This window comes from Arcobacter sp. YIC-80, from assembly GCF_044841725.1.
Classification (GTDB): domain Bacteria; phylum Campylobacterota; class Campylobacteria; order Campylobacterales; family Arcobacteraceae; genus Arcobacter_B.
Map to the genome: position 1 here is coordinate 59,135 of NZ_JBJBSI010000010.1, position 23,181 is coordinate 82,315.

At 25.9% G+C, this 23,181-nt stretch carries 19 protein-coding genes and 1 riboswitch; of the genes, 5 read left to right on the forward strand and 14 right to left on the reverse strand.

What is annotated here, in order from left to right; all coding sequences use genetic code 11:
* Positions 1-28 precede the first annotated feature (28 nt).
* From ybaK to ACH5BK_RS12395, 8 genes are all read right to left on the reverse strand, one after another.
* Positions 29-496 (reverse strand): Cys-tRNA(Pro) deacylase, encoded by a 468-nt coding sequence (gene ybaK / locus ACH5BK_RS12360; protein ID WP_404307856.1) that lies wholly within the window; start codon positions 494-496, stop codon positions 29-31.
* Positions 480-1,565 (reverse strand): DNA alkylation repair protein, encoded by a 1,086-nt coding sequence (locus tag ACH5BK_RS12365; protein ID WP_404307858.1) that lies wholly within the window; start codon positions 1,563-1,565, stop codon positions 480-482. The genes ybaK and ACH5BK_RS12365 overlap by 17 nt, the downstream gene beginning before the upstream one ends.
* Positions 1,566-1,575: 10 nt before the next feature.
* Positions 1,576-1,881: a DUF2149 domain-containing protein gene (locus ACH5BK_RS12370; protein WP_404307860.1), complete on the reverse strand. Its 306-nt coding sequence runs from the start codon at positions 1,879-1,881 to the stop codon at positions 1,576-1,578.
* On the reverse strand, positions 1,871-2,320 hold the full coding sequence (locus ACH5BK_RS12375) for a MotA/TolQ/ExbB proton channel family protein (protein ID WP_404307862.1): 450 nt from the start codon (positions 2,318-2,320) through the stop codon (positions 1,871-1,873). The genes ACH5BK_RS12370 and ACH5BK_RS12375 overlap by 11 nt, the downstream gene beginning before the upstream one ends.
* Positions 2,321-6,673 (reverse strand): cobaltochelatase subunit CobN, encoded by a 4,353-nt coding sequence (locus tag ACH5BK_RS12380; RefSeq protein ID WP_404307864.1) that lies wholly within the window; start codon positions 6,671-6,673, stop codon positions 2,321-2,323. It abuts the gene before it with no gap.
* A 114-nt stretch (positions 6,674-6,787) separates the two neighbouring features.
* Positions 6,788-6,982, reverse strand: a riboswitch (cobalamin riboswitch).
* Between the two features lie 46 nt (positions 6,983-7,028).
* Entirely contained in the window at positions 7,029-8,333 is a 1,305-nt protein-coding gene (locus ACH5BK_RS12385) for a 2-isopropylmalate synthase (protein WP_404307866.1), read from the reverse strand.
* Between the two features lie 170 nt (positions 8,334-8,503).
* Positions 8,504-9,289, reverse strand: coding sequence for a helix-turn-helix domain-containing protein (locus ACH5BK_RS12390; RefSeq protein WP_404307868.1), 786 nt, complete (start codon positions 9,287-9,289; stop codon positions 8,504-8,506).
* Between the two features lie 38 nt (positions 9,290-9,327).
* A complete protein-coding gene (locus ACH5BK_RS12395; protein ID WP_404307870.1) occupies positions 9,328-10,248 on the reverse strand; it encodes a manganese-dependent inorganic pyrophosphatase in 921 nt (306 codons plus the stop codon).
* 230 nt (positions 10,249-10,478) lie between these two features.
* Here ACH5BK_RS12395 and ACH5BK_RS12400 point away from each other — a divergent pair, with 230 nt between their 5' ends.
* Positions 10,479-11,195 carry an alpha/beta hydrolase gene (locus ACH5BK_RS12400; RefSeq protein WP_404307872.1) on the forward strand — a complete coding sequence of 239 codons (717 nt, stop codon included), beginning with the start codon at positions 10,479-10,481 and terminating at the stop codon, positions 11,193-11,195.
* Positions 11,196-11,207: 12 nt separating this feature from the next.
* On the opposite strand, the gene ACH5BK_RS12405 is transcribed toward ACH5BK_RS12400, so the two are convergent.
* Positions 11,208-13,112 carry a cache domain-containing protein gene (locus ACH5BK_RS12405; RefSeq protein ID WP_404307874.1) on the reverse strand — a complete coding sequence of 635 codons (1,905 nt, stop codon included), beginning with the start codon at positions 13,110-13,112 and terminating at the stop codon, positions 11,208-11,210.
* A gap of 113 nt (positions 13,113-13,225) precedes the next feature.
* Here ACH5BK_RS12405 and ACH5BK_RS12410 point away from each other — a divergent pair, with 113 nt between their 5' ends.
* From ACH5BK_RS12410 to ACH5BK_RS12425, 4 genes are all read left to right on the forward strand, one after another.
* Positions 13,226-13,729: a ferritin gene (locus tag ACH5BK_RS12410; RefSeq protein ID WP_404307876.1), complete on the forward strand. Its 504-nt coding sequence runs from the start codon at positions 13,226-13,228 to the stop codon at positions 13,727-13,729.
* 123 nt (positions 13,730-13,852) lie between these two features.
* The gene (locus tag ACH5BK_RS12415) at positions 13,853-15,898 is read left to right on the forward strand and encodes a methyl-accepting chemotaxis protein (protein ID WP_404307878.1); all 2,046 of its coding nucleotides are present in this window, start codon (positions 13,853-13,855) and stop codon (positions 15,896-15,898) included.
* 14 nt (positions 15,899-15,912) lie between these two features.
* Positions 15,913-16,662: a hypothetical protein gene (locus ACH5BK_RS12420; RefSeq protein ID WP_404307880.1), complete on the forward strand. Its 750-nt coding sequence runs from the start codon at positions 15,913-15,915 to the stop codon at positions 16,660-16,662.
* The gene (locus tag ACH5BK_RS12425) at positions 16,659-17,282 is read left to right on the forward strand and encodes a hypothetical protein (protein ID WP_404307882.1); all 624 of its coding nucleotides are present in this window, start codon (positions 16,659-16,661) and stop codon (positions 17,280-17,282) included. Before ACH5BK_RS12420 ends, ACH5BK_RS12425 begins: the two co-directional genes overlap by 4 nt.
* A 34-nt stretch (positions 17,283-17,316) precedes the next feature.
* On the opposite strand, the gene ACH5BK_RS12430 is transcribed toward ACH5BK_RS12425, so the two are convergent.
* The 5 genes from ACH5BK_RS12430 to ACH5BK_RS12450 form a co-directional block, all read right to left on the reverse strand.
* On the reverse strand, positions 17,317-17,811 hold the full coding sequence (locus ACH5BK_RS12430) for an asparaginase domain-containing protein (protein WP_404307884.1): 495 nt from the start codon (positions 17,809-17,811) through the stop codon (positions 17,317-17,319).
* Positions 17,812-19,221: an aspartate ammonia-lyase gene (gene aspA / locus ACH5BK_RS12435; protein WP_404307886.1), complete on the reverse strand. Its 1,410-nt coding sequence runs from the start codon at positions 19,219-19,221 to the stop codon at positions 17,812-17,814.
* A gap of 106 nt (positions 19,222-19,327) precedes the next feature.
* Positions 19,328-21,211 carry a methyl-accepting chemotaxis protein gene (locus ACH5BK_RS12440; RefSeq protein WP_404307888.1) on the reverse strand — a complete coding sequence of 628 codons (1,884 nt, stop codon included), beginning with the start codon at positions 21,209-21,211 and terminating at the stop codon, positions 19,328-19,330.
* A 113-nt stretch (positions 21,212-21,324) separates the two neighbouring features.
* Positions 21,325-22,014 carry a response regulator transcription factor gene (locus ACH5BK_RS12445; RefSeq protein ID WP_404307890.1) on the reverse strand — a complete coding sequence of 230 codons (690 nt, stop codon included), beginning with the start codon at positions 22,012-22,014 and terminating at the stop codon, positions 21,325-21,327.
* Entirely contained in the window at positions 22,007-23,143 is a 1,137-nt protein-coding gene (locus ACH5BK_RS12450) for a sensor histidine kinase (protein WP_404307892.1), read from the reverse strand. Before ACH5BK_RS12450 ends, ACH5BK_RS12445 begins: the two co-directional genes overlap by 8 nt.
* Positions 23,144-23,181: the final 38 nt, after the last annotated feature.

Genomic DNA, 23,181 nt, shown 5'->3' on the forward strand with positions numbered 1-23,181 from the left:
TTTTTATAAAAAAATAATATATTTGTTACTAGGATGTAACCTTAAAAAAATGTGCATTTAAAAGCTTGATTAAATCTTTAGGGTTTACTTCAATATCTAAACCTCTCTTACCACCACTTACAAAGATAGTTTGATAGCTTCTTGCACTTTCATCAATAACAGTTTTTAATCTTTTTTTCTGCCCTAAAGGAGATATTCCTCCAAGTAAATATCCTGTTACTTTTTGAGCTTCTTGTTTATTTGCCATCACAGCTTTTTTAGTTTTAAAAGCATTTGCCACTTCTTTTAAATTTAGCTGCTTTGAAACAGGAAGAACTGCAACTACTAATTCTTTTGGTGATAATTCAACTAAAAGTGTCTTAAAAACTTGGTTTTCATCAAGATTTAATTTTTGGGCTGCTTCTTGCCCATAGTTTTCACAAGCAGGATCATGGTCATACTTATGTATTTTAAATTCACATTTATTTTTTTTAAGTAAATTAATTGCTGGTGTCATTTAAAATAAAACTCCTTTTTATTTTTTCTTCACCATTTAAAATAATAGAGATAAAATGCTCTCCCAAATAGTGTTTTCTTGTAGTTAAGTCTTTAAAACTTTGCTTTTTAACAAAGCTTTTAGTTTTTGTTTTTTGTTCATTTTGACTTATCATAAATACTTTTTTAGAATAATTACCATTAGCTTTTTTATAATAAATAGCATATTCTACTCTTATATTTCCTAACTTATCAGTACTTTCAAGATTAAAAGAAAAATTAAATATACCTTCTTTTTTTACACAAGAATCATAATTAAAATCTATTATGTTTATATGAGAAGCTACTTCATATCCAAAAAGTTTTAATATTTTACTATCACCTTTTTTAAGTAGTGTTCTACTTGCATGCTTACATATCCAATCAAGATTTTTATTTTTACCAAGATTTTTAGAAACAAATTCTATTACTATATTTGGATTATCTTTTGATATGTCATTTAAATTATTAGCAACACTTTTTTGAACATATTTGCTCTCATCATTTTTAAGAAGTTCAATTATTTCCAAAACTTTTGAAGGATTATTTTTAAATCGAGGAAGAGACACTCCCCAAGGAAGCCTTGGACGACATCCCTCACTTGATAATCTTCTTAAATGTTCATTTTCACTCTTTGCCCAAAGTCTCATTTGCTTTAAAGTTTCTTCTTCATATTTTAAAATAAATGCTCTTATAGCAAATTCACTACTACTATCAATTGTAAAAATTTCTAAAGCCATCAAAGAGTTTTCCAAATCCTCTAAGCCAAAAACTTCCACAAAGTCTTGAAAAAACATAGCTTCAAAACCAGTAAAACTACGTGATGTTTGTTTTAAAACCTCTAATTTTTTTTCATAAGAGAAAGGCAAATGCTTATTTAAAGAAATAGCTATATGTCTCATTCTCTCTTTTAATTCTAAGTTTTTCCAAGTTTGATTAAAAATAGAAGTTTCAAAAGCCTGTTTATCAAAATCTTTATAAAAAACTTCAATCTCTTTTGCTAAATTTTGTATGTACTCATTAGTATATACATTTTTTAAAAGTTCTGCCAAAATTTACTCTTTATTCACTAATTAAGATTAACTTTCCTGTTTTAGGGTCTTTATAAACTTGTCCTAAGGACTCATATCCCTTACTTGAGTTTTGATTGTTTTTTAAATCTTTTGGAATATTAGCTAACTCTTTGCCTTGTTTTATTTCTTGTTTTTGCTCTACATTAAAATGATCTTGTAAATTTGGATTTATAGCTACAAGGGCTGCTATTAAACCACAAGCAAAAACTAAAATAATATCAACTAAGTTTGCCAAAGGCCCTAAAGGTTCATCATCTTCTTTTGAAAAATGCTCACTTGAAAATCTACTTCTCATTTTGTTTTTCCATAAAAGTTAAAGCATTATCATACCATCTTCTTCTTAGTCTTGCTATTACAAAACCAATCATTCCAGCAAGTAAACCTAAAACAGTTGTATCAAAAGCCACAAGCATAGCTGTACTAAGTATTTTAATATCCCCATCCCCAAGTGCAGCAAGCCCAGGACCTAAGGGAATTAATGTTCCCATAAGTCCTAACATTGGAGAGATTCTTGTGATAAAATCTGCTCTTTCAATTCTTTTTTTTGCATGAGCTAAAACATAAGAAATATCACTATTATTTTTAAGTTTATTTATTTCACTTAATCGTTCCCCTAAAGTAATTCCCACTTCATAAACTGCAAAAGCCACAAAAAATAAAAGTGCCCAAGATACAGGTTCTAAAAGAATACTTGTTATTTGGTGCATTAAACCTAATGATATAGATGAAAACATTTATATTCCTTTTTTTCTATTTAAAACAAGTGAATTAAATAAACCTGCAAATAAAACTACTAAAACAGCTATTATCAAGTAGTTTATATAACTTTCATTTGTATTTTTGCTTTCTTCTTTTTGCTTTTTATTTTCTTTTAGTTCTTGCTTTTGTTCTTTTAATTCAATCTCTTTTACTGCTTTATAATCATCTTTTTGAATTTCTTGCTTTTGAAGTTTTGAAGCTTCAACTTTTTGTGCAAGTTTTAAAGCCTGCTCTTTTGAAATATTTTGTTTTACAAACTCATAAATAGGATGATTTGAATGAGTATGCCCACTTCCTGGAATTCCATTTTTTATAATATTTTGTGCAAATCTTTCAGATAGTTCTTTCTTTGTTTTTTCATTTGCTTTCCAAAAGTCTTTTTGAATTGCTACTAACATCACAGCTAAAATATTTGTTTGAACATGAACTTGATGATTTGAAGATAAAAACTCATCTAAACCTAAATCTAATTTATCATCAATATAAACAGCTTTTACTTCTTCCCAAACACCATCTTTAATAATCTCTGGATTAGTTACTTGCCATCCCCATAAATACTCTATAAACTCACTTCCCATAGTTCTAGCACCAGAATATCCCTCTTTCATAAGTGGTTTTATCCATTGAGGATTAAAAAATCTTCCTCTTAATTCACTTAAAAGTGCCGTTTGTAAACCATCAATTTTTAAATCATTAGAGTTTGAATGATTAACCACATAAGACTTTGGTTGTTTATTTGTAAGAGACTCAATAGCTAAATTTAATCCACCTAAATAATCAAAAGTATCATTATTGTCAATTAATCCATAAAGGTTACTTGCTCTTCCAAGATAAGTATTTTCAACCTCTTTTAGTTGTCTTATAAAACTTTTTGTTGCTACTTGTGGTTCATCTTGTATTCCATAAGAATAAGACATTCTTTTAATAAATACTTTTGCTAACTCTTTTCTATCTTCCCACGAACTTGATCTCTCAACTAATCTATTTATACCTGCACCATAAGATCCTGGAGCTGTAGCAAAAACTCTTTGAATAGCTTGTTTTCCTAAAGTTTCATAATTAGCATTTGGAGTTTGCTTTAAAAGTTCTCTTAATTCATTTACAAAATTTGCAGCAACAGCATTTACTTCTAAGCTCTCATTTCCACCTTTTCTTAAATCTCCTAAAGGCTTTAAAGCACTATCAAGACTTAAAGTTAAAGCAGGATATTTCTTCAAGATAGTATCATAAGAAGCATCTAAAGCCATAAGAACTGCTTTATGTAAAAGTGCCAATTGAGTTCCATATAAATCTCTAAAAAGCCCTGAACCTGTAAATAAAATATCATATCTTTTTTGTCTTTTAGTATCTAGGGGTAATCTTTGTAAACCTTTTACAATACCTCTACTATTCCAAATAGGCTCAACTCCTAAAAGCTCTAAACCAAAGGCTATCATAGCTCCTTCATCTCTTACTGTATCAGAAGCCCATAAAATTACTGCTTCTTTTTTTAGAAACTCTTTTTTCTTTTGTTTTGCTTTTAAAGCCAGTTTTACACCTACTTCATAACCTACACTTGAAGGAATTAATCCCCCATCAATTGCATAAAAATTTCTTCCTGTAGGTAAAGCTTCACTTGTTCTAATAGGATCATTTCCTTTTCCAGCTGTTACAAAACCTCCATTTAAAGCATTTAGAAAAGATTCCATTTCAGCTTTTGGTGAAGCTATTAAATTTTCTTTAGTTTCTAGTGAAATTTCATTGTCTTTACTCATTGATTCAAGCATTGTTTTTATAGCTTTATCATTCCAGTTTTTCCCAAATGTATGAAGACCTAAGGGCATAAATTCTTCTTGTAAATGAGTTAAATAATGCCCTACTTCATGAAGTAAAAACTCATCATCAACCTCATCAAAACCAATACCTCTTACTTTTAACTCTTCGTCCATACTAGCAATAATTTCATCTTTTAGATTCATTTTATCAATTGACTCTTTTAATTTTACAATTGCATTTTTTCTAATATTATCATCAACAGCAGCCTCAGCACTTTCAATCAATAATCTCAAATTTAATAAATCATCATATAATTTAGTAGTTGCCAAAGGAGGAGTTAAGTGATCAATCATAATAGCTTGACCTCTTCTTTTTGCTTGTATTCCCTCACCAACACCATCAACAATATATGGATAAATACTTGGAATATCTTCAATAATAAGTGATGGATAATCACTTGCACTTAAACCTACACTTTTTCTAGGCAAGAACTCATAAGTTGAATGTCTTCCAACATGAACAATAGCATCAGCTTTGAAATTATTTTTTAAATAGTGATAAAAAGCTAAGTATTGATGTGTTGGAGGAAAAGATAAATTTGCATGAAGTAACTCTTCATTTAATTCCCATCCTCTTGGAGGCTGTGGAGCTAATATAATATTTCCAAATTTAACAGAAGGGATTAACAGTTTATTGTTCCAAGTCATTACAACACCAGGAAGTTCACCCCAACCTTTTATACCTTCTATTTGTAGATTTATAATGGCATTTTTTAAATCATTTGCATTTTTTAAACTATAACTTTTATTTTCTTTTGCATTTTCTAAAATAGTTTTATACTCTACTTTTAACTGATTCAAAAGATTTATAGCTCTTTGTCTACTTTTACTTCTAACACCATCTAAAGCATGATGTAAATTATCCATAGTCTTAGTCATATAGTCATTTAAAGAGCTATATACTTTTTGTTTTTTTAAACTATTTAAATCTTTTGATTCTTCTTTTATAAACTGTTCAATTTTTATATGTAAAGCTTCCAAAGGGCCTTTTGTCATCTCTCCTTGAATATCTTTTGGAAGAGTTTCAAAGTATTTTTTATACTCTTTTACACTTAGTTTTTCTACATTTTTACTTTGTTGTTCTAAAGCTTGTCTATCATTTGGAAGATTTACACCTTTTTGTTGAAGTAAATCAAGTAAAGCCTCATGAGTAGCTGGTAATTCCCCTACTTCGTAACCTGCTTGTTTTAGACTTTTTAACATCTCAAAAAGTGTTGTAGGTACATTTAAATTATCTGCACCAATATTATGTCGTCCTGGAGGATGATTATAATAAACAATTGCTATTTTTTTATCTTTATTATTTTTTTTATTTAAAAGCATCCATTTTTTTGCTTTATTAACTAAATTTTTAATTTGTTTATCAAGTAATTTTAATTCAAAAGTATTTGCTCCTGTTAAAGTATCAACTTTTGCTAAATCATTTATGGCAACAACATGACTTTGTCCTATTCCTTGAAGTTCTGGCATAGAAACTCTATAGTGAACTGAATTTTTATCTAAACCTTGTGAAGATAATTCATAAGATAAAGAAGAGCTATCTAAGACTTTTATAGCTTTTAAAATAGGGACATTTAAACTTTTAAAACTTTTAAGAACTTCACTTCTTCCTTCACCAGCTCCAATTACAAAATCATGTAAAGATATAATAGAAAAACTTTTATTTTTATCTAAATTTTTTATAATTTCTTTTATACTTTCTACTGCTTTTTTACTTGCTTTTCCCCATGAACTTAAAATAGAAACTGTCTGTAAATTTGAACTATGTTTTAGTTTTTTATGTATTTGCCAAGAAGTACTAGTAGCTTTATCATTATCTAAAATAAAAAGTATATCTTTTGAAAAATCTATACTACTTTTTAACTCTTTTAGAGAATTAATAGTTTTTGAATTATCAGCATTTAAAAAATACCTTATTTGTTTTAACTCTTTAAATTCAGGCCATTTTGAGCTATCTTTTGTATTTAAAGACAAAAATTTAAATAAATTTAAACTATTTTGAACTCCTCTATTATCCCAATACGCTCTTGCTTGTAAATACCAAGCATAAGATTTAAACTCTTCTTGTTTTTGCTTTATAGCATTTTTATATGAGTCTTTAAACTCTTTTTTTGATAAAAGATTTGAAGGTAAATGCTTATAATTGGCATTTGAAATATCTTGATTTAAAGCTAATAACCTTCTATCACCTTGTAAAGCTGTAACAATTTGTTCTTTTTGATAAGTTAAAGACAAAAGCCTCTCAACCAAATCTCCAAAAATAGCTGTATACAAAACAATGTCAGCATTATTTACTAAGCTTTGTAATTGAGCCTGGCTCATATTTAAAACTTGTGATTCAGTTCTTATAGCAATCTTATCATTTGAGTTTTTCAAATAGTGTATTGCACCTTGATTTAAACTTGAAACAGATCTATCTGAAACAATAGAAAAAATAGTTTTTTCTTTTGCATTTAGAGATAAAACACTAAAAACAAAGAAGAAAAAAACAAAAAAAACTTTTAGTTTTTGCATGAAACTTCCTATTAATATTTTTATTAATACAAGAATCATTTAGGGTTATAAACAGTAAATTGTCTAAAAGAAGTAATAAAAATATGCCTACTTTCAGGTCACCCCGCCTGATATTTGCATTTTAATTAATTAGGTCGGTCTTCGGACTTAATGAACTTTTTTAAAGTAAAGTTTCCCTTCCCATCATAAATGACAGTGGTTTAAAACTTTTATATGAATTTCATATACATATTACCGCTGCGGGGGCAGTATAGGAATTACACCTATTTCCCATGAATTATCTAATTCACCTAATTTTTTAAAATTGGATTTTATCTAGTTTTTACTTAATCTCATAATTACTAAATACCTAAATTTACTTCATTTTATACTGTTTATATAAATCGATAATTTCTTTTTTAACTAGTTCTTTTTGATTCTTATCACTAAATTCTTTAACCATAAGTCCAAACTCTTTTAACTGTTTGTTATTTAAATTATCTCCAAAAAACTCACTTATTATAAAAGAAACTCCTCCTTTCCCTGATTGAGAATTAACTCTTATTACATCTTCATATCCTCTTTTTATATCTTTTGGATCAATTAAAAGATAAGGTACATTCCATTCTTTAGATTTATTTTGTCGATAAAAATCTATTCCTTTTTTTATTGCATCTTGATGTCCTCCACTAAAAGCAGTAAAAATCATATCTCCAACAAAAGGATGTCTAGGATTCACTTTTAACTGTGTTTTTTCTTCATACATTTTTTTTACTTTATCAACTATAGATAGATTAATTTTAGGATCAATTCCTTGAGAATAAATATTAAAAGCAAAATTTATCAAATCTAAATTACCTGCTCTTTCTCCATTCCCAAAAAGTGTTCCTTCAACTTTTTGAGCTCCTGCTAATACTGCTAATTCAGCTGAAGCAACAGAAGTTCCTCTATCATTATGGGGATGTACACTTAATATTAAAGCCTGTCTATTTTTTAAATTTTTACTCATCCATTCAATTCTATCTGCATAAATATTGGGCATACAATCCTCTAAAGTATTTGGAAGATTAATAATCATTTTGTTTTTTAATGTTGGATTTACAATATCAATTACCTTATTACAAATTTTTAAAGCAAACTCTAAATTTGTTTGAGAAAAGCTTTCAGGTGAATATTGATAAGTTATATTTCCTTTAAAATTTTTTGTCAATTCAATTAAGTATTCCATAGAATCTACAGCCATTTGTATTATTTCTTCATCACTTTTTTTAAAAACAACTCTTCTTTGAAACTCATTTGTAGGATTATATAAATGAAATATTCCATTATTAACACCTTCCATAGCTTCAACACTTTTTTTAATCCACTCTTTTTTTGCAGGAATTAATACTTGAATACTTACATCATCTGGTACTAAATTCTCTTCTATTAATTTTCGAGTAAAGTTAAAGTCTGTATTGCTTGCACTAGGATAACTTACTTCAATTTGTTTAAAACCCATTTTTACTAAAGTATTGAAATACTCTAATTTATCTTCTATTCCTAAGGGGTTTATTAAAGCTTGATTACCATCTCTTAAGTCAACGCTACAATAAATTGGTGCTTGATTAATCTGTTTATTTGGCCATTCTCGTTGAAGATTTTGGACAATAGGATACTGTTTATACTTTCTAAAGTTCATATATTACTCCGATTATTAGTTTGGTTTGATTTATTGATTATTTAATATTAAGAATTTAAGAGGAAATAAAAAAAAGAAATATATTGATTAAAAACATTTATATTCATAACAAACTCCTTTTTAGATTTAGAGTATTGTAACTTATTTATAAAGTTAATTCTTGTACAAAATTAACATTTTAAATTTTTTTGAAATTGTTTAGGAGTTATTTGAAAAACTCTTTTAAAACTTCTATTTAGATGGCTTTGATCAAAAAAGCCACTTTGTAAAGTAACCTCAACAATAGGTATATTTAAAAGTAATAACTCTTTTGCTTTATGAACTTTCTTATTTAAAATATAAGAGTGAATAGGAATCCCAAAAACTTCTTTAAAAACTCTGATTAAATGAATTATTGATAGATTAAAGACTATAGACAATTCTTCTAAACTTAACTCTTCCAAGTAATTATTATCTAAATATTCTTTAATTTTATAAGCTAAATTACTATTAGTATTATGTAATATCAAACTTAAATCATCAAATCTATCAAAAATTTTTAAACAAAAACATACAAAGTTCTCTTCTTTAAATAATAAAGAATTATTTTCATCAAATATAAGTTCGCATAAATCTATAAAGTTTTTATAATAATCTTCATATAAAATGTGTTCATAGTTTTTATCATAAAAAAGATTTAATTTTTCTAAATAGTTTTTATTTATATATAAAACATAACCATGTTTAGACTCTTCATTTAAAGTTGCACCATGCCCTATATAATTATTTATAATCATTAATTCTTTAGGCTTTAAAATTTCTTTTTGTTTTGTAAATAAAATATTTAAAGAACCTTTTTTTATAGCTGTAATAGTAAGTTCGTCATGTAAGTGTATTTTCTCACATTGTGTTATTTTATCAATATATCTTAACTCTAAAAAGTTTAGTTTTGAGTTTTTAAAAATTTGAGTGTTCATTAAAAAAAAGAAGAACTTAAAAGTTCTTCTTTGAATATTTATGCAAATGCAGGTTGTAAGAAAGGAATTACTTGTTTTTTTCTTGAAAGACAACCATCTAACCAAACTTTTCCATCTTCAAGTTTTGCATCAAATGCTTTTTCAAAGATTGATGAATCTTGTGAAGAAACTAATACTTCTGAACCTTCTTTCATAATATCAGTTAAAAGTAAACATGCTGTATGTAAACCATTTTCTTCTCTTAACTTATCTAAATCAGCTTGTAACTCATCTTTGATTGGGTCAAAAATAGCTAAATCAACAACTTCTAATTGTCCAATTCCAACATCATTTCCATGCATATCAAATGGTTTATAGTCTCTTAAAATTAAATCTCTTACAGGAGTTCCATCAACTGCTGATTTAACTTTAAACATTTCCATACCAAGTGCACCAAAGTCTTCAACACCTGCAATTTCTGCAAGTTCTCTTACAACCTCAATATCTTTTGGAGTACAAGTTGGTGACTTAAAGATAACTGTATCACTTAAAATTGCACATAACATAACACCAGCAATATTTGCAGGAATTTCTACACCATGATAATCATACATCTCTTTTACAATCGTATTTGTACAACCAACAGGTCTAATCCAACACTCTAAAGGTGCATCAGTTGTAATATCACCTAATTTATGATGATCAACGATACCAACAACAGTTGCTTCATCAATATCAGCAGGAGCTTGTCCTTTATCAGAATAGTCAGTAATAAATAATTCACAACCTGCAAACTCAGTTTTAAGTTCTGGTGCTTCAAAGCCAAACTTATCTAAAATAAATTGTGTTTCAGGAGAAACCTTACCTTGTCTTGCTGGAATTGCGTCTCTTCCAATTTTGTTTAAAAGGTATGCTAATGAAATCGCTGAACAGATAGAATCTGAATCAGGAGTTGTATGTCCACATGTATAAATTGCCATTATAAAATATCCTAAATTTAATTTTTGGGCATTTTACCTAAAATATGGTTATGTTACTTTTAAGTATTTATAAATAAAATTAATGTTAGATTTTGAATTAAAAATTTATAAGCGTAATAAATTTACTTAATGCTTAAGAACTACCTCTATTTTAGATAAAAATAAAAGGATATAAAATAAAAAAAATTTTCAGTTTAAAAAGAGTTGTATTACTTTTAGTCTTTATTTATTTGTTTGGTGGCGTTTATTTATATTTTTTCCAAAGAACTTTTATATATTTTCCTACTAAAAAAATAGAACATAACTCTTTTGAAGAGACTTTTAATATAGATAAAGAAAAGATAAAAGTAATAGTAATAAATAAAGGTAATAAAAAAGCAATTTTATATTTTCCAGGAAGAAGTGAAAATGTTGCTAATAATATAGAAAACTATAGAAAAAATTTTCCAAATAATACTATTTATTTAGTAAACTATAGGTCTTATGGAGGTAGTAGTGGAATTGCTACAGAAAAAAACCTATACAAAGACGCAAAATATATTTTTGAAAAAATATCAAAAAGACATCAAAGTATTGATGTCATAGGCAGAAGTTTAGGCACAGGTATAGCTACACACCTTGCTTCAAATTCCAAAATAAGAAAACTAATATTAGTTACTCCTTATGATAGTATTTTAAATATGGCAAGAGATAAATATCCTTTTTACCCTATTAAATATATTTTAAAAGATCAATATAATTCAATAAATAGAGTAAAAAAAATAGTCTATCCTACTTTGATATTTTTAGCTAGTGAAGATAAAACAGTTAAACATAAATATTCAAAAAATCTAATCAAAGAGTTTAAACCTTCACTTTTGACTGTTAAAACTATAGCAAATACAAATCATAAAAATATAGTTGATAAAATCCAATACTTTAAAAACTTAAAAGAGTTCCTAAAATAAAAATAGACATTTTTATTTAGGAATTTTTATTATAAATTTTGCACCTTTTTGTACTACACCTTTATAGTCAAACTGAGTATTACAAACATCTAAAAGTCCATTCATATTTCGCTCAATGATTTGTTTTGACATATAAAGTCCTAAACCTGTTCCTTTTATTTCACCTTTTGTTGTAAAATGAGCTTCAAACACTTTTTTTATAATATCATCTGGAATACCACCAGCATTATCACTTATTTGGATTACTGCATATTTATCTTCTTCAAAAATATCTATAATTATGATTTTTTCATTATCTTTTTCTTCTAAAGCATCTTTAGCATTATTTAAAATATTAAGTAAAACTTGAAGTAATTCTCTTTCATAATTTAAAAGCTCAATATCTTTTATATTTTTTATAACTTCTATATCTCTTTTTTCAAGATGTGAAGATAAAAGTTTGAAAGTTTTCTCTAAACTTGAAGATAAACTAAACTTAGTAACTTGTTTATTTGTTCTAAAAAAACCTCTAAAATCTTCAATAGTTTCAGATAAATGATTTGCTGAATTATTTATAGTATCTACTGATTCTTTTAAAGATTCATCTGTTAACATATCCATATCTTTTTGGAAATTTATTGAACTTGCTGCTGTTGTTATTAAAGATAATGGTTGTCTCCATTGATGGGCTATATTTTCCATCATTTCACCCATTGAAGCTAGTTTCGATTGTTGAGAAAGAAGTTCATATTGCTTTTTGTTTTCATCTACATGTTTTTCAATATCAAATTTGTATTTTTTAAACCTTTTTTCTATTAATACAGAAATATAAAAAGAAATTAAAAGAAGTGCTAAACTAAAAATAGTTGCTATCATAAAAATTTTTCTAGTGTTTTCATTAAAATTTTCAACCATTTCTTTTTCTTTTTTTTCTAAAACTTTATTGATATCATCTAAATAAAAACCAGTACTTATAATCCAATCCCATTTAGGTATTTTTTTTGCATAACTAATTTTTGAATATGAATTTTCATCATTTAGTTTTGAAAAGTTTAATTTTAAGAAACCCTCTCCTAAAGAACTTATATTTTTTGCTTTTTTAACAACTGTTGAATCATTTGCATCTTTTAGTATATCATAGGCATCTTTACCTAATAGATTTTTTCTAGGATGTTGTATATATTTGCCATTTTTATTTATTACTACAAAATAACCATTTTTAGAAAACTTAAATTTATCTATCTGTTCTAAGACTTTTTGCTGAACATCTTTTTCAAAATCTTCTACATATTCTCCTGTACCTATTAACCAATTCAATTCATATATGTTTTTTACATATCCAATTTTTTTATACTCTTTTTTACTATCTTTAAATTTTCTCCAATACCACTGATCAAAGCCACCTTCATTATTTTCTAATATTTCTAGTGTTTTTCTAGCAAAATATTTACCCTTTGAATCTTGTGTATTTAAAAGATTTTTTCCCTCAAGAAAGTGAAGAAGTGGATGAATTAAGTTATTTCCTTTTTTATCATTTACAAAAAAGTACCCTCTTCCATTATTAAACCTCATAGGATAAACAGCTGTTTTTATCATTTCTTTTATTTGTTCTTTTGAGTGAGTCTCTTTATAGGTATTATAAATATTTACTATTATTTTATGCGCTTCTTCAACTCTACTTTTTAAAGATTCTTTTAAATTATCTTCTGTATATCTTTGTTCTTCTAATATATAGTTATAGACATTTTCAACTTGACTTTTAACTAAGTGTTTTTGTTCTTCTATATATAGATCTTTTGTTTCTTTTTTAAGTTTTTTTAAATTTATTTCTGTTTCAAAGTATAAAAAAATTGAAATTACTATTGATACTACTAATGTAAAAATAGGTAATGCATATCGAATTAAAAATAGTATCTCATTTTCATTCTTAAGTTTCATTTGCTCTCTTTTTGTTTTATTATTTTATTTTGTCATAATATGACTGAAATTAATAAATTTTCTTTAAATTCCTTTTGTTATAATGTTTCAACTATATAAAAAAGGAGTAATAAATGATTAGCAAAAATTTACAAAAAGCTTTAATTGAACAATTAAATAAAGAGTATCATTCAGCTTATATTTATTTAGGGATGAGTGCTTACTGTTCTAAAGAAGGTTTCAATGGTGCTTCTAACTGGTTTTTAATCCAATATCAAGAAGAAGTTGCTCATGGAATGAAACTTTTTAAATATTTAGAAGATCAAGATGTTGAAATTAAACTTCCTAAAATTGACGAAGTTGAAGTTGAATATAAATCATTATTAGATGTATTCAAAAAATCTTTAGCTCATGAGCAAAAGATGACAAGAAATTTAAATAACTTATCAGACCTAGCAATGAAAGAAAAAGATCATGCTACTTATAACTTACTTCAATGGTATGTAACAGAACAAGTTGAAGAAGAAGCAACAGTAGGTGAGATTATCGATCATATCAAACTTGTTGGAGATAATGGCTACGGACAATATACTATTGATAAAGAACTAGCAGGAAGAACTTTCGTAGAACCTAAATAAGAATAAGAGTTAGCTCTTATTCTTTAATTTATTAAAATATAACAATAATAATTTTCTTATTTGTATTTATTTTTTCATAATTTTATGATAATATTATATTATTATAAAATGTAGGGGAAAATAATGCTAAATAATCTCAAGCTTTCAACAAAAGTAATTTTAAGCCTTGCCATAACAATATTATGTATGTTAATCATATCTATTTCAAGTTATATTGGTTTATCAAAAATTGGAAAAGAAATTATACAAATTGCTGAATATCAAATTCCTATAAATAAAGTGATTGTTGAATTAGAAAAAGAGATTTTAAAAGAAGAGATTTTAACGTATGAACTTATTTTAGAAGGTTCTGATACAAATAGTCAAATATTTAAAGATCTTAAAAAGAAAATAAAAAAAACTGAACAACAAACTGAAATGCAAATACTAAAAGCAGAAGATCTTATAAAAAATGCAATTAAACATACTTATGATGATAATGTTATTAAAAACTATGAAAGTTTTTATGAGAAATTAGTAATTTTAGAAAAAGATCAAAAAAAATTTAAAAAAGATTTAAATTTGATGATTAAATATTTAGAAAATAAAGATATTGAAGGAATAAAAAAAGAAAAAAAGATTCTTCATAAAGAGCTTGAAAGAATGGATAGTGAAATTCAAAAGTTAACTCAAAATGTAATTGCTATGCTACAAAAATCTGCTTTTACAGCAGAAGAACATGAAGTTACACTTTTAAAAATAATAGAAATTATTTCTATTTTAGGAATAATACTATCAATCATTATTGCCTACTTACTTAAAAACTATATTTCTAAAACTATTAATAATTTTGAAAAAGGAATAAATCAATTCTTTAAATTTTTAAATAAAGAAACAAATGAAGTAATAATTTTAGATGAAAGTTCAAATGATGAGATAGGTAATATGTCAAAAATTGTAAATACAAATATCAACAAAATAAAAACAAGTATTGAGGAAGATACTAAATTTTTACAAGAAGTTGAATATATGGTTGAAGAAGTTAAAAAAGGTTATGTATTTAAAAGATTTAAAACCCCTGTAAAAACAAAAAATCTAGAAACATTGAGAATAAATTTAAATGAAATGTTAGAAATTTTAAATACAAACGTTTGTGGAAGTACAAATAAATTATTTGATGTTTTATGTAGTTATTCAAGACTTGATTTTACAGATAAAATCTATTCAGATAATGGAAAAATTGCTCTTGCGTTAAATGAAGTTGCTGAATTAATTACGCAAATGCTAATTGAAAATAAAAAAAATGGGCTTACTCTTGAAAATTCTGCAAAAAGCCTTTTAGAAAATGTAAATATATTAAATGTTTCTTCAAATGAAGCTGCTGCTTCACTTGAAGAAACAGCAGCAGCACTTGAAGAGATTACAGGAAATGTATCTACAACTACAAGAAAAATTTCAGAAATGTCTTCTTTAGCAAAAGAAGTAACTAATTCATCAAATAAAGGACAAGACTTAGCAACTGAAACAAAAAAAGCTATGGATGAGATAAATGATCAAGTAAATGAAATAAATGAAGCTATTACAATAATTGATCAAATTGCATTTCAAACAAATATTTTATCCCTTAATGCAGCCGTAGAAGCAGCAACAGCTGGTGAAGCTGGAAAAGGTTTTGCAGTTGTAGCTCAAGAAGTAAGAAACTTAGCAGCAAGAAGTGCTGAAGCTGCAAATGATATTAAAGCTTTAGTAGAAAATGCAACAATAAAAGCAAATGAAGGAAAGACTATTTCAGATAGAATGATTGATGGATATGAAGGTTTAAATATGAATATCAAACAAACAATAAATCTAATTTCAGATATTGATTTAGCAGCTAAAGAACAAAAAAGTGGTATTGACCAAATTAATGATGCAGTAAATATGATAGATCAAAAAACACAACAAAATGCAGCTGTTGCAGCACAAACACACACTATATCTTTAGGAACTTCATATTTAGCTAAAAAGATTTTAACTGATGCAGATGAAAAAGAATTTAATGGAAAAGAAGATATTAAACCTGATTCTTTAGATAGTTTATTAGAACAAAGTGAAAAAGGTATAACAATAAAAGAAAAAGAAGATTGTGAATCTGATACTTGTAAAATTTCTTTTGCAAATAAAAAAATTCAACCAAGCAATAAGATTTAAAATATGGATTGTCAATGTTTAAATATTTTATATCATTAATATTTGTATCTACACTTTATGCAAATAATTCAAATATAGATGCCTATTCTGAATATAAATACAATTATTATTCAGATGGCATAGCTATAAAAACTTATACGATTTTAAAATATGAATTTAATGAAAGCAAAAATCAATTTGGATTTAGAGATATTTTATTATTTTCTTTAAGAGATGCTGCAAGAGAAGCAAAAGAAAAAGGTTTTAAAAATATACATGTTTATTTTAATAATAAATTAAAAAAAGACAATATAAGTATAGATGAATATCTTACTAATTTTAACCCCAATAATATCAATTACATTTACAATTATAAAATAGGCAAACAAGAAAGCTCTTTTGGAATTGGCTCAATAATTGGATTGGGATTAAATATTGCCTTAGCTACTGTTGCAGTTAGCACATCAAATCATGCTCTTTTAGGAAACTCTTTAAATGGTATTGCTAGTTCCAAAAAAGGTGTTAATTTAATCACTGATTTAGGTAGTGCAATAGATAATGCAAACGAAAAAACATATAAAGATAAGAAACTATTTTGTAATGTAATTGAACTTCCTTTTTGGATGATGTATGATGAAAATTTTGACTTTAAAAAAAGAGATACTATTGTAAAGTTTTCAATTAAAGAAATAGAAATATACTTTAAAAAGAAAAACCCTTTTAGAATAAAAGATTTATATACAACTAATAAACATTATATTACAAGAGGATTAATAGAAGAATGAAGAATTTAAACCTTTTATTATTAAGTTTTACAGTATTTATTTTTATTGGATGTCGCAATCCTAATCTTGCTGCACCATCAATTATACAAAAAGAAAAAAATGTTCAATTTATAGAAAAAGATTATAAAGATATCTTATTAGAGGCTAAAATTAAAGTAGATGAAAAAAAACAGTTATTAAATATCTTAAGATATAAACTCCAAAGATGTCTAATTCATTGGTTTGATATAGATCATACATATAGTTTTGTTGACTTAGGGGATGATAAATATAGTGATACAAAAATAAATACAAATGTTTGGTTTGATATAAATAATAAATTTATTAATATTCATTATTATATTAGTAATTTTATAAAAACTAAAGATAAAGGTGTTTTTAAAGATGAATTAATTTTAGGTGGAAAATATGGAAATAGTATTTACAAAATAAGCTTACCTTACACTCTTTCTATTCTAAATAATGAAACGTATAAAATAACTATAAATAATAATAAAAATATCTTAGTAAAAGAAAGTTTAAACTCATTAACAAATAAAGAATATGAGCCATATTTATATAAAATATCTTTAGAGAAATATAAACATTATATTAAAAACTCTATATCTTGTATAGAATAAAGAAAGTCTAAAATAGACTTTCTTTTTATTTAGCTTACTTTTGTAAAATAAACTGTCCTAACTTTCTATCTTTTTGAATATTTTCGTATGAAGTTACTACTCCATGCATTGAAATATAAATACCATTATTTATAGGAGCATTTAAAAATCCTATTGCTTGAGAAAAATTCATTGTAGCTTCTACTTTTTTAATACTCATTGGAACCATTGCACCAGTTATTACTATTTGTTTATCAATATTTTTCTCATTTAAATATTGTGCAGTTAAATCCATAGTATCCGTTCCATGAACTATAATTATTTTTTTATTTTTAGATTCAATTATTGCTTTAGAGATAATCTCTCTATCATCATTGTTTATTTCTAAACTATCTTTTGAAACTACATTTTTTACTTCAAAATTAATATTATAGCAAGACTCTAAAATTTCATCTAAAGCTATATTATCGCTTGGAACTTCAAGTTCACCTTTTATAGGATTATATCTTTTGTTAAAAGTTCCACCTGTATTTATAATTGTAATATTCATCTATTTATTTCCTTCATAATTACTTACCATATTTTTTGGGTGAAGAAGTTCATCTAATTCTTCTTTTGTAAATAGTTCTTGTTCTAAAATAATATCATATACTCTTTTATTTGTTGCTAGTGCTTCTTTTGCTAAAGCTGAACTTTTTTCATATCCTAAAATAGGATTTAAGCAAGTTACTAAAGTAACAGAGTTTAGAATATTTTCCATACAAACATCTTCATTTGCTGTAATTCCTTTTATACATTTTTCAGCCAATGAATAAAAAGATCTTCTCATCATATTTATAGATGTGAAAAGCTTATAAGCAACTAATGGCTCAAATACATTTAGTTGTAACTGTCCACCTTCACAAGCAATAGAAATAGTAGCATCAGCTCCAATTACTTCAAAAGCTACTTGATTTACAACTTCTGGAATTACTGGATTTACTTTTCCTGGCATGATTGAACTTCCTGGTTGCATTGGTGGAAGGTTAATCTCATTTAAACCAGCTCTAGGCCCACTACTTAAAAGTCTTAAGTCATTACAAATTTTAGAGATTTTAATAGCAACTCTTTTTAAAATACCTGAGATATGTACAAAAGCTCCTGTATCTTGTGTAGCTTCTATTAAGTCCCCTGCACTTTCATAATCTATTCCAGTAACTTCTCTTAGATTGTTTATAACCTTTCTTCTATACTCTTTTTTTGTATTTATTCCAGTACCAATAGCAGTAGCACCTAAATTTACTTCTTTTAGTAAAGCTTGGGCGTCTCTTAATCTATAAATATCTTCATCAACCATGATAGCAAAAGTCTTAAACTCTTGTCCTAAAGTCATAGGAACTGCATCTTGAAGTTGTGTTCTTCCCATTTTAAGTACATCTTTAAACTCAACTGATTTTTCTTCAAAACTATCTCTTAAATATCTAAGAGAGTCTTTTAACTTATAAATTAACTCATAAAGTGTAATTTTAATAGCAGTTGGATAAACATCATTTGTAGACTGACTCATATTTACATGATTGTTTGGGTGAATAACATCATAATTACTTCTTTTTTCACCTAAAATCTCTAAAGCTCTATTTGCTATAACTTCATTTACATTCATATTTGTTGAAGTTCCTGCTCCCCCTTGAATAGGGTCAACTATAAATTGGTCATTAAACTTTCCATCAATTATTTCATTACAAGCTTGGATTATTGCATCTCTTTGCTTATCATTTAAATCACCTAATTCATAGTTAGTCAAAGCACAAGCTTTTTTAACCTTTGCAAGAGATTTTATAAAATTTGGAAATAAAGAGATACTTGTTTTTGTAATATCAAAATTCTCTTTTGCTCTTAATGTTTGTATCCCATAGTAGCTATGAACATCAATCTTTTTTTCACCTAAAAAATCTTTTTCAATTCTGTAATTTTCTTCCATAAATCAACCTTTTAAATTGCATAATAATAGAATCATATAAAACAAAAGTATGCAAAAAGTGTGCTTTATAAAGCAAACTAAACTTTTACTAAACTATATATTTAAATTAACTATTTTTTCCTATAAACTCTTTTTCTAAAACATCTGTCACAATCTGTTTAGCTATTTTTCCTGTTTGATTTGCAACTTCATGTGTTCTACTTGCTATTTGTGCATTTTGTTGAGTTTGTTTATCTAATTTAGAAATAGAATCATTAATTTGAGCGATTCCTTTCTCTTGCTCTTTTGAAGAAATAGATATTTCATTTATTGTTTCCGTAGTTTTAGATATATCATTTAATAAATAATCATACCCTTCTATCATTTGAGAACTAATATTTTTTCCTTCAATTGCCTTATTTGTAGCAGCTTCAACTATTCTTTTTATCTCTGCAGCAGCTTCAGCACTTCTGTTGGCTAAATTTCTTACTTCTTGAGCTACAACTGCAAAACCTTTTCCAGCTTCTCCTGCTGTTGCTGCCTCAACTGCAGCATTAAGTGACAAGATATTTGTTTGGAAAGCAATATTATCAATTACTAAAATTGCTTCATTTATATCTGTTACTTGTGTATTTATCTCTTCCATTGCATTTGAAGTTGATTTTGCTAAACCTTGACCTTTATTTGCAGAATCTATTAAATTATTAGAGTATTTAGTCATTAAAGTCACATTTCGTGAATTACTAATAACACTTGAAGTGATTTGTTCTAAAGAAGCTGATGTCTCTTCTAAACTTAGTGCAGCATTATTAGTACTCTCATTTAATATATTAACATTACTGATTAACTCATCAGATGATTTTTCAACTATTCTTCCAATATCTAAAGACTGCTTTAATAAATTTGATATTTCATCGCCTAATCCATTTACAATTATAGCAACAGTTGCATAAGGGTCTTTAAATCTTTGTGTAAAATCTTTATTTTTAAAAGTCTCTAATACTTTAATTAATTGATTTAAATCTCTTGATATAGTATGTTCTAAATAATTTTGTAAATGTTCAATTAATTCTTTTAATTCTTTAAGACTATGAGTATTTGTATCTCTTTCAAACTTAACAAGCATATTTCCACTACTAAGTTCATTTATCACTCTTGTTACATCTTTTACAAACTCTTCATCTTCAAGAAGATTTTTCTTTGTTTTTTGAATATTATCATTAAGCATATTTGCCATTTGACCAAATTCATCATTTGAGTTTAAATCAATTTGAGTTGTTATTTTTGTTTCTTTATTAACAAAATCAAAGAAACTTTTTAAACCATTTTGTATTTTACTTGCAGATTGAGATAACTGATTTGAAATAAAGTATGCAATTAATATTCCAATAATTAAAGCAATTATAAGAACAGAAACAATCATCTTAGTAAAACCATTTGCAGCATCTCTTGCTAAAGGAGTTGCAACTAAATTTTTCTTCTCTTCATAATCAATAAATTCATTTATTGTTCCTAACCATTGTGTTATTAAAGAACTTGTTTCATTGATTAAAACTTCTTGTGCTTTTTGATTTTCTTCATTTTGTTTATATAAGATTATCTTTTCTATTAAAGGAAGAGTTTTTGTTTCAACTTCATTTATTCTATTAAAAATCTCAATCTCATTTTTATCAACACTATTTTTATTTGAAAATATATCTTGCATAGGTTTTTTAGATTCAATATAAAACTTTTCAAGTGTTCTAATATTTTCTAATGATTTCTTAAAAAGTTCATCATTTTTACCTTTTGATAAAACAATATCTCTAATAGCAATTGCCCTATCATGAACACTTCCTCTAAAGTTAATAGCATATCTTTGTTTTACAGAGTTTACTTCTACAATTTCTTCTAAGGTATCATCAATAAAACTAACTCTATTTATTCCAATAATTGTTACAATAATTAAAATAAAAATCATCATTCCAAAGCCAGTATATAATTTCTGTGAAATTTTCATATCTTTTAACATTTCATCTCCCATGGATAAAATTTATTATTCGAGAGCGATTATACTTAATATATACTTAGCTTAAACATAATATTAGTTTATAATATTTATTACTTTTAGTTATTATAATTTCATTAATCGTAAATTTTTGCTAAAGTATAGCCTTCTTGAGGAACATTTTTGATTACATTTATAGGAAGTTTATGTCTTAAGTCTTTTATAAACGATTTTAAAGCATGGGAAGTCATGTGCTTATCTTGCCATAATTCCAACTCAATTTCTTCATAACTTAAAATAGAATCTCTTCTTTGAAAAAGTATTTGTAAAAAGTCTTTTTCTCTTTTTCTTAAGAAAATAATCTCCTTATTCTTATATATCAATTCTCTTTTTAAAGTATCTAAAACTAAACCGTCACATAAAGTTATAGGCTTTGATTTAATATCTAAGAATTTAACTAAAGCATCATTTAGTTTTTTTAGATTTAAAGGTTTTAAAATAAAATGATTTATATTTAAATTAATCAAATCAACTAAATATTCTTCATTTGTATAAGCAGTAAGCATAATAATAAATACATTTTCATCTATACTTCTAATTTTTTTTACAAGTTGTATTCCGTCACCATTTTTCATTTGTATATCAGAAAGTATAATTTTAGGTTTATAATCTTCATAAATTTCATAAGCCTCTTCTCCACTTCTTGCCTCATACACTTCATCAAAATAATACTTTAATGTTTCAACAACAATTTGTCTAATACCATCTTCATCTTCTACACATAAAATCGGTATATTTTTTAACTCTTCTAATAATATTTTATCCATTACTCCATCCTGTTAAAACTATTTTAAAAACTGCGCCTTCTTTATCATTTTTTACACTAAGCTCTCCACCCATATTTCTTTCAATAATAAGTTTTGAAATATAAAGTCCTAAACCTGTTCCACTCTTTTCATCTTTTGTACTAAAATAAGGATCAAAAATCAAATCAAAATTCTCATCTTTAATTCCACCTGCATTATCTTTGACTTTTACAATACATAAAACTCCCATACTCTCAATAGTAAGTTCAATTTTGGGCTTATGTATATTTTTTTCAAGTAAAACATCTCTTGCATTTGTAATAAGATTTAAAATAACTTGAGAAAACTCTGTTGGATATCCATTAATTAATTTGTCTTTTTTAACATTAAGTATCAAATCAATATCAGAATCTTTTAAAGAAGCATCTATTAAACCTATTGCTTTTTGACAAGAATCTAAAACATAAAAATCCTCTTTTTTCTTATCAGGTCTATAAAAATTTCTGAAATCATCAATAGTATTAGACATAAACTCAATCATGCCATCACATCTTTGTATGGAATTTAAAATATGCTTTTCATCAACTTTTTTAAATCTTGTTGCTGTCTCAAGCTCCATTAAAACCCCTGATAACTCTGTTAGAGGTTGTCTCCATTGATGAGCTATCATACTTATCATAGACCCCATTCTTGCTAGCTTTGACTGTTGAAGAATTGCCTTATCTTTTCTTTTCCCCTCTTCTATTCCTCTTTGAACTTTTGATTCTAAACTTTTATTTAGCTTTTGAAGTTTTCCTTCTTTATTTTGAACTTGATGTTTATATTTTTTTACAACATCATTAATAATTGAACTCATTAGTAGTGAAAAAAGTGCCATAAAACCAACTATTGAAGCAGTCAAGTAAAACATAAAGTCTTTAAACTCTTCTTGTTTTGATTTATGTTTTTTAATTTTTTGTTTTATAAGATTATCGATTTCAGTTTTATTATTACTTTTTAAAATATATAATTGTTTAAACTCTTTTATATCTTCTTCAAAAGTTTGATTAGTAACTTTTAAATAATAAGAAGTTGAAAAAAAAGACACAAATAATATACTTAAAAAAGGAATTAAAACTGTAAAAAAAGGTATTCCTTCTTTTGTAAACATATTCCACCTCATTAGTTAACTCTATAAGTATAGTTTGA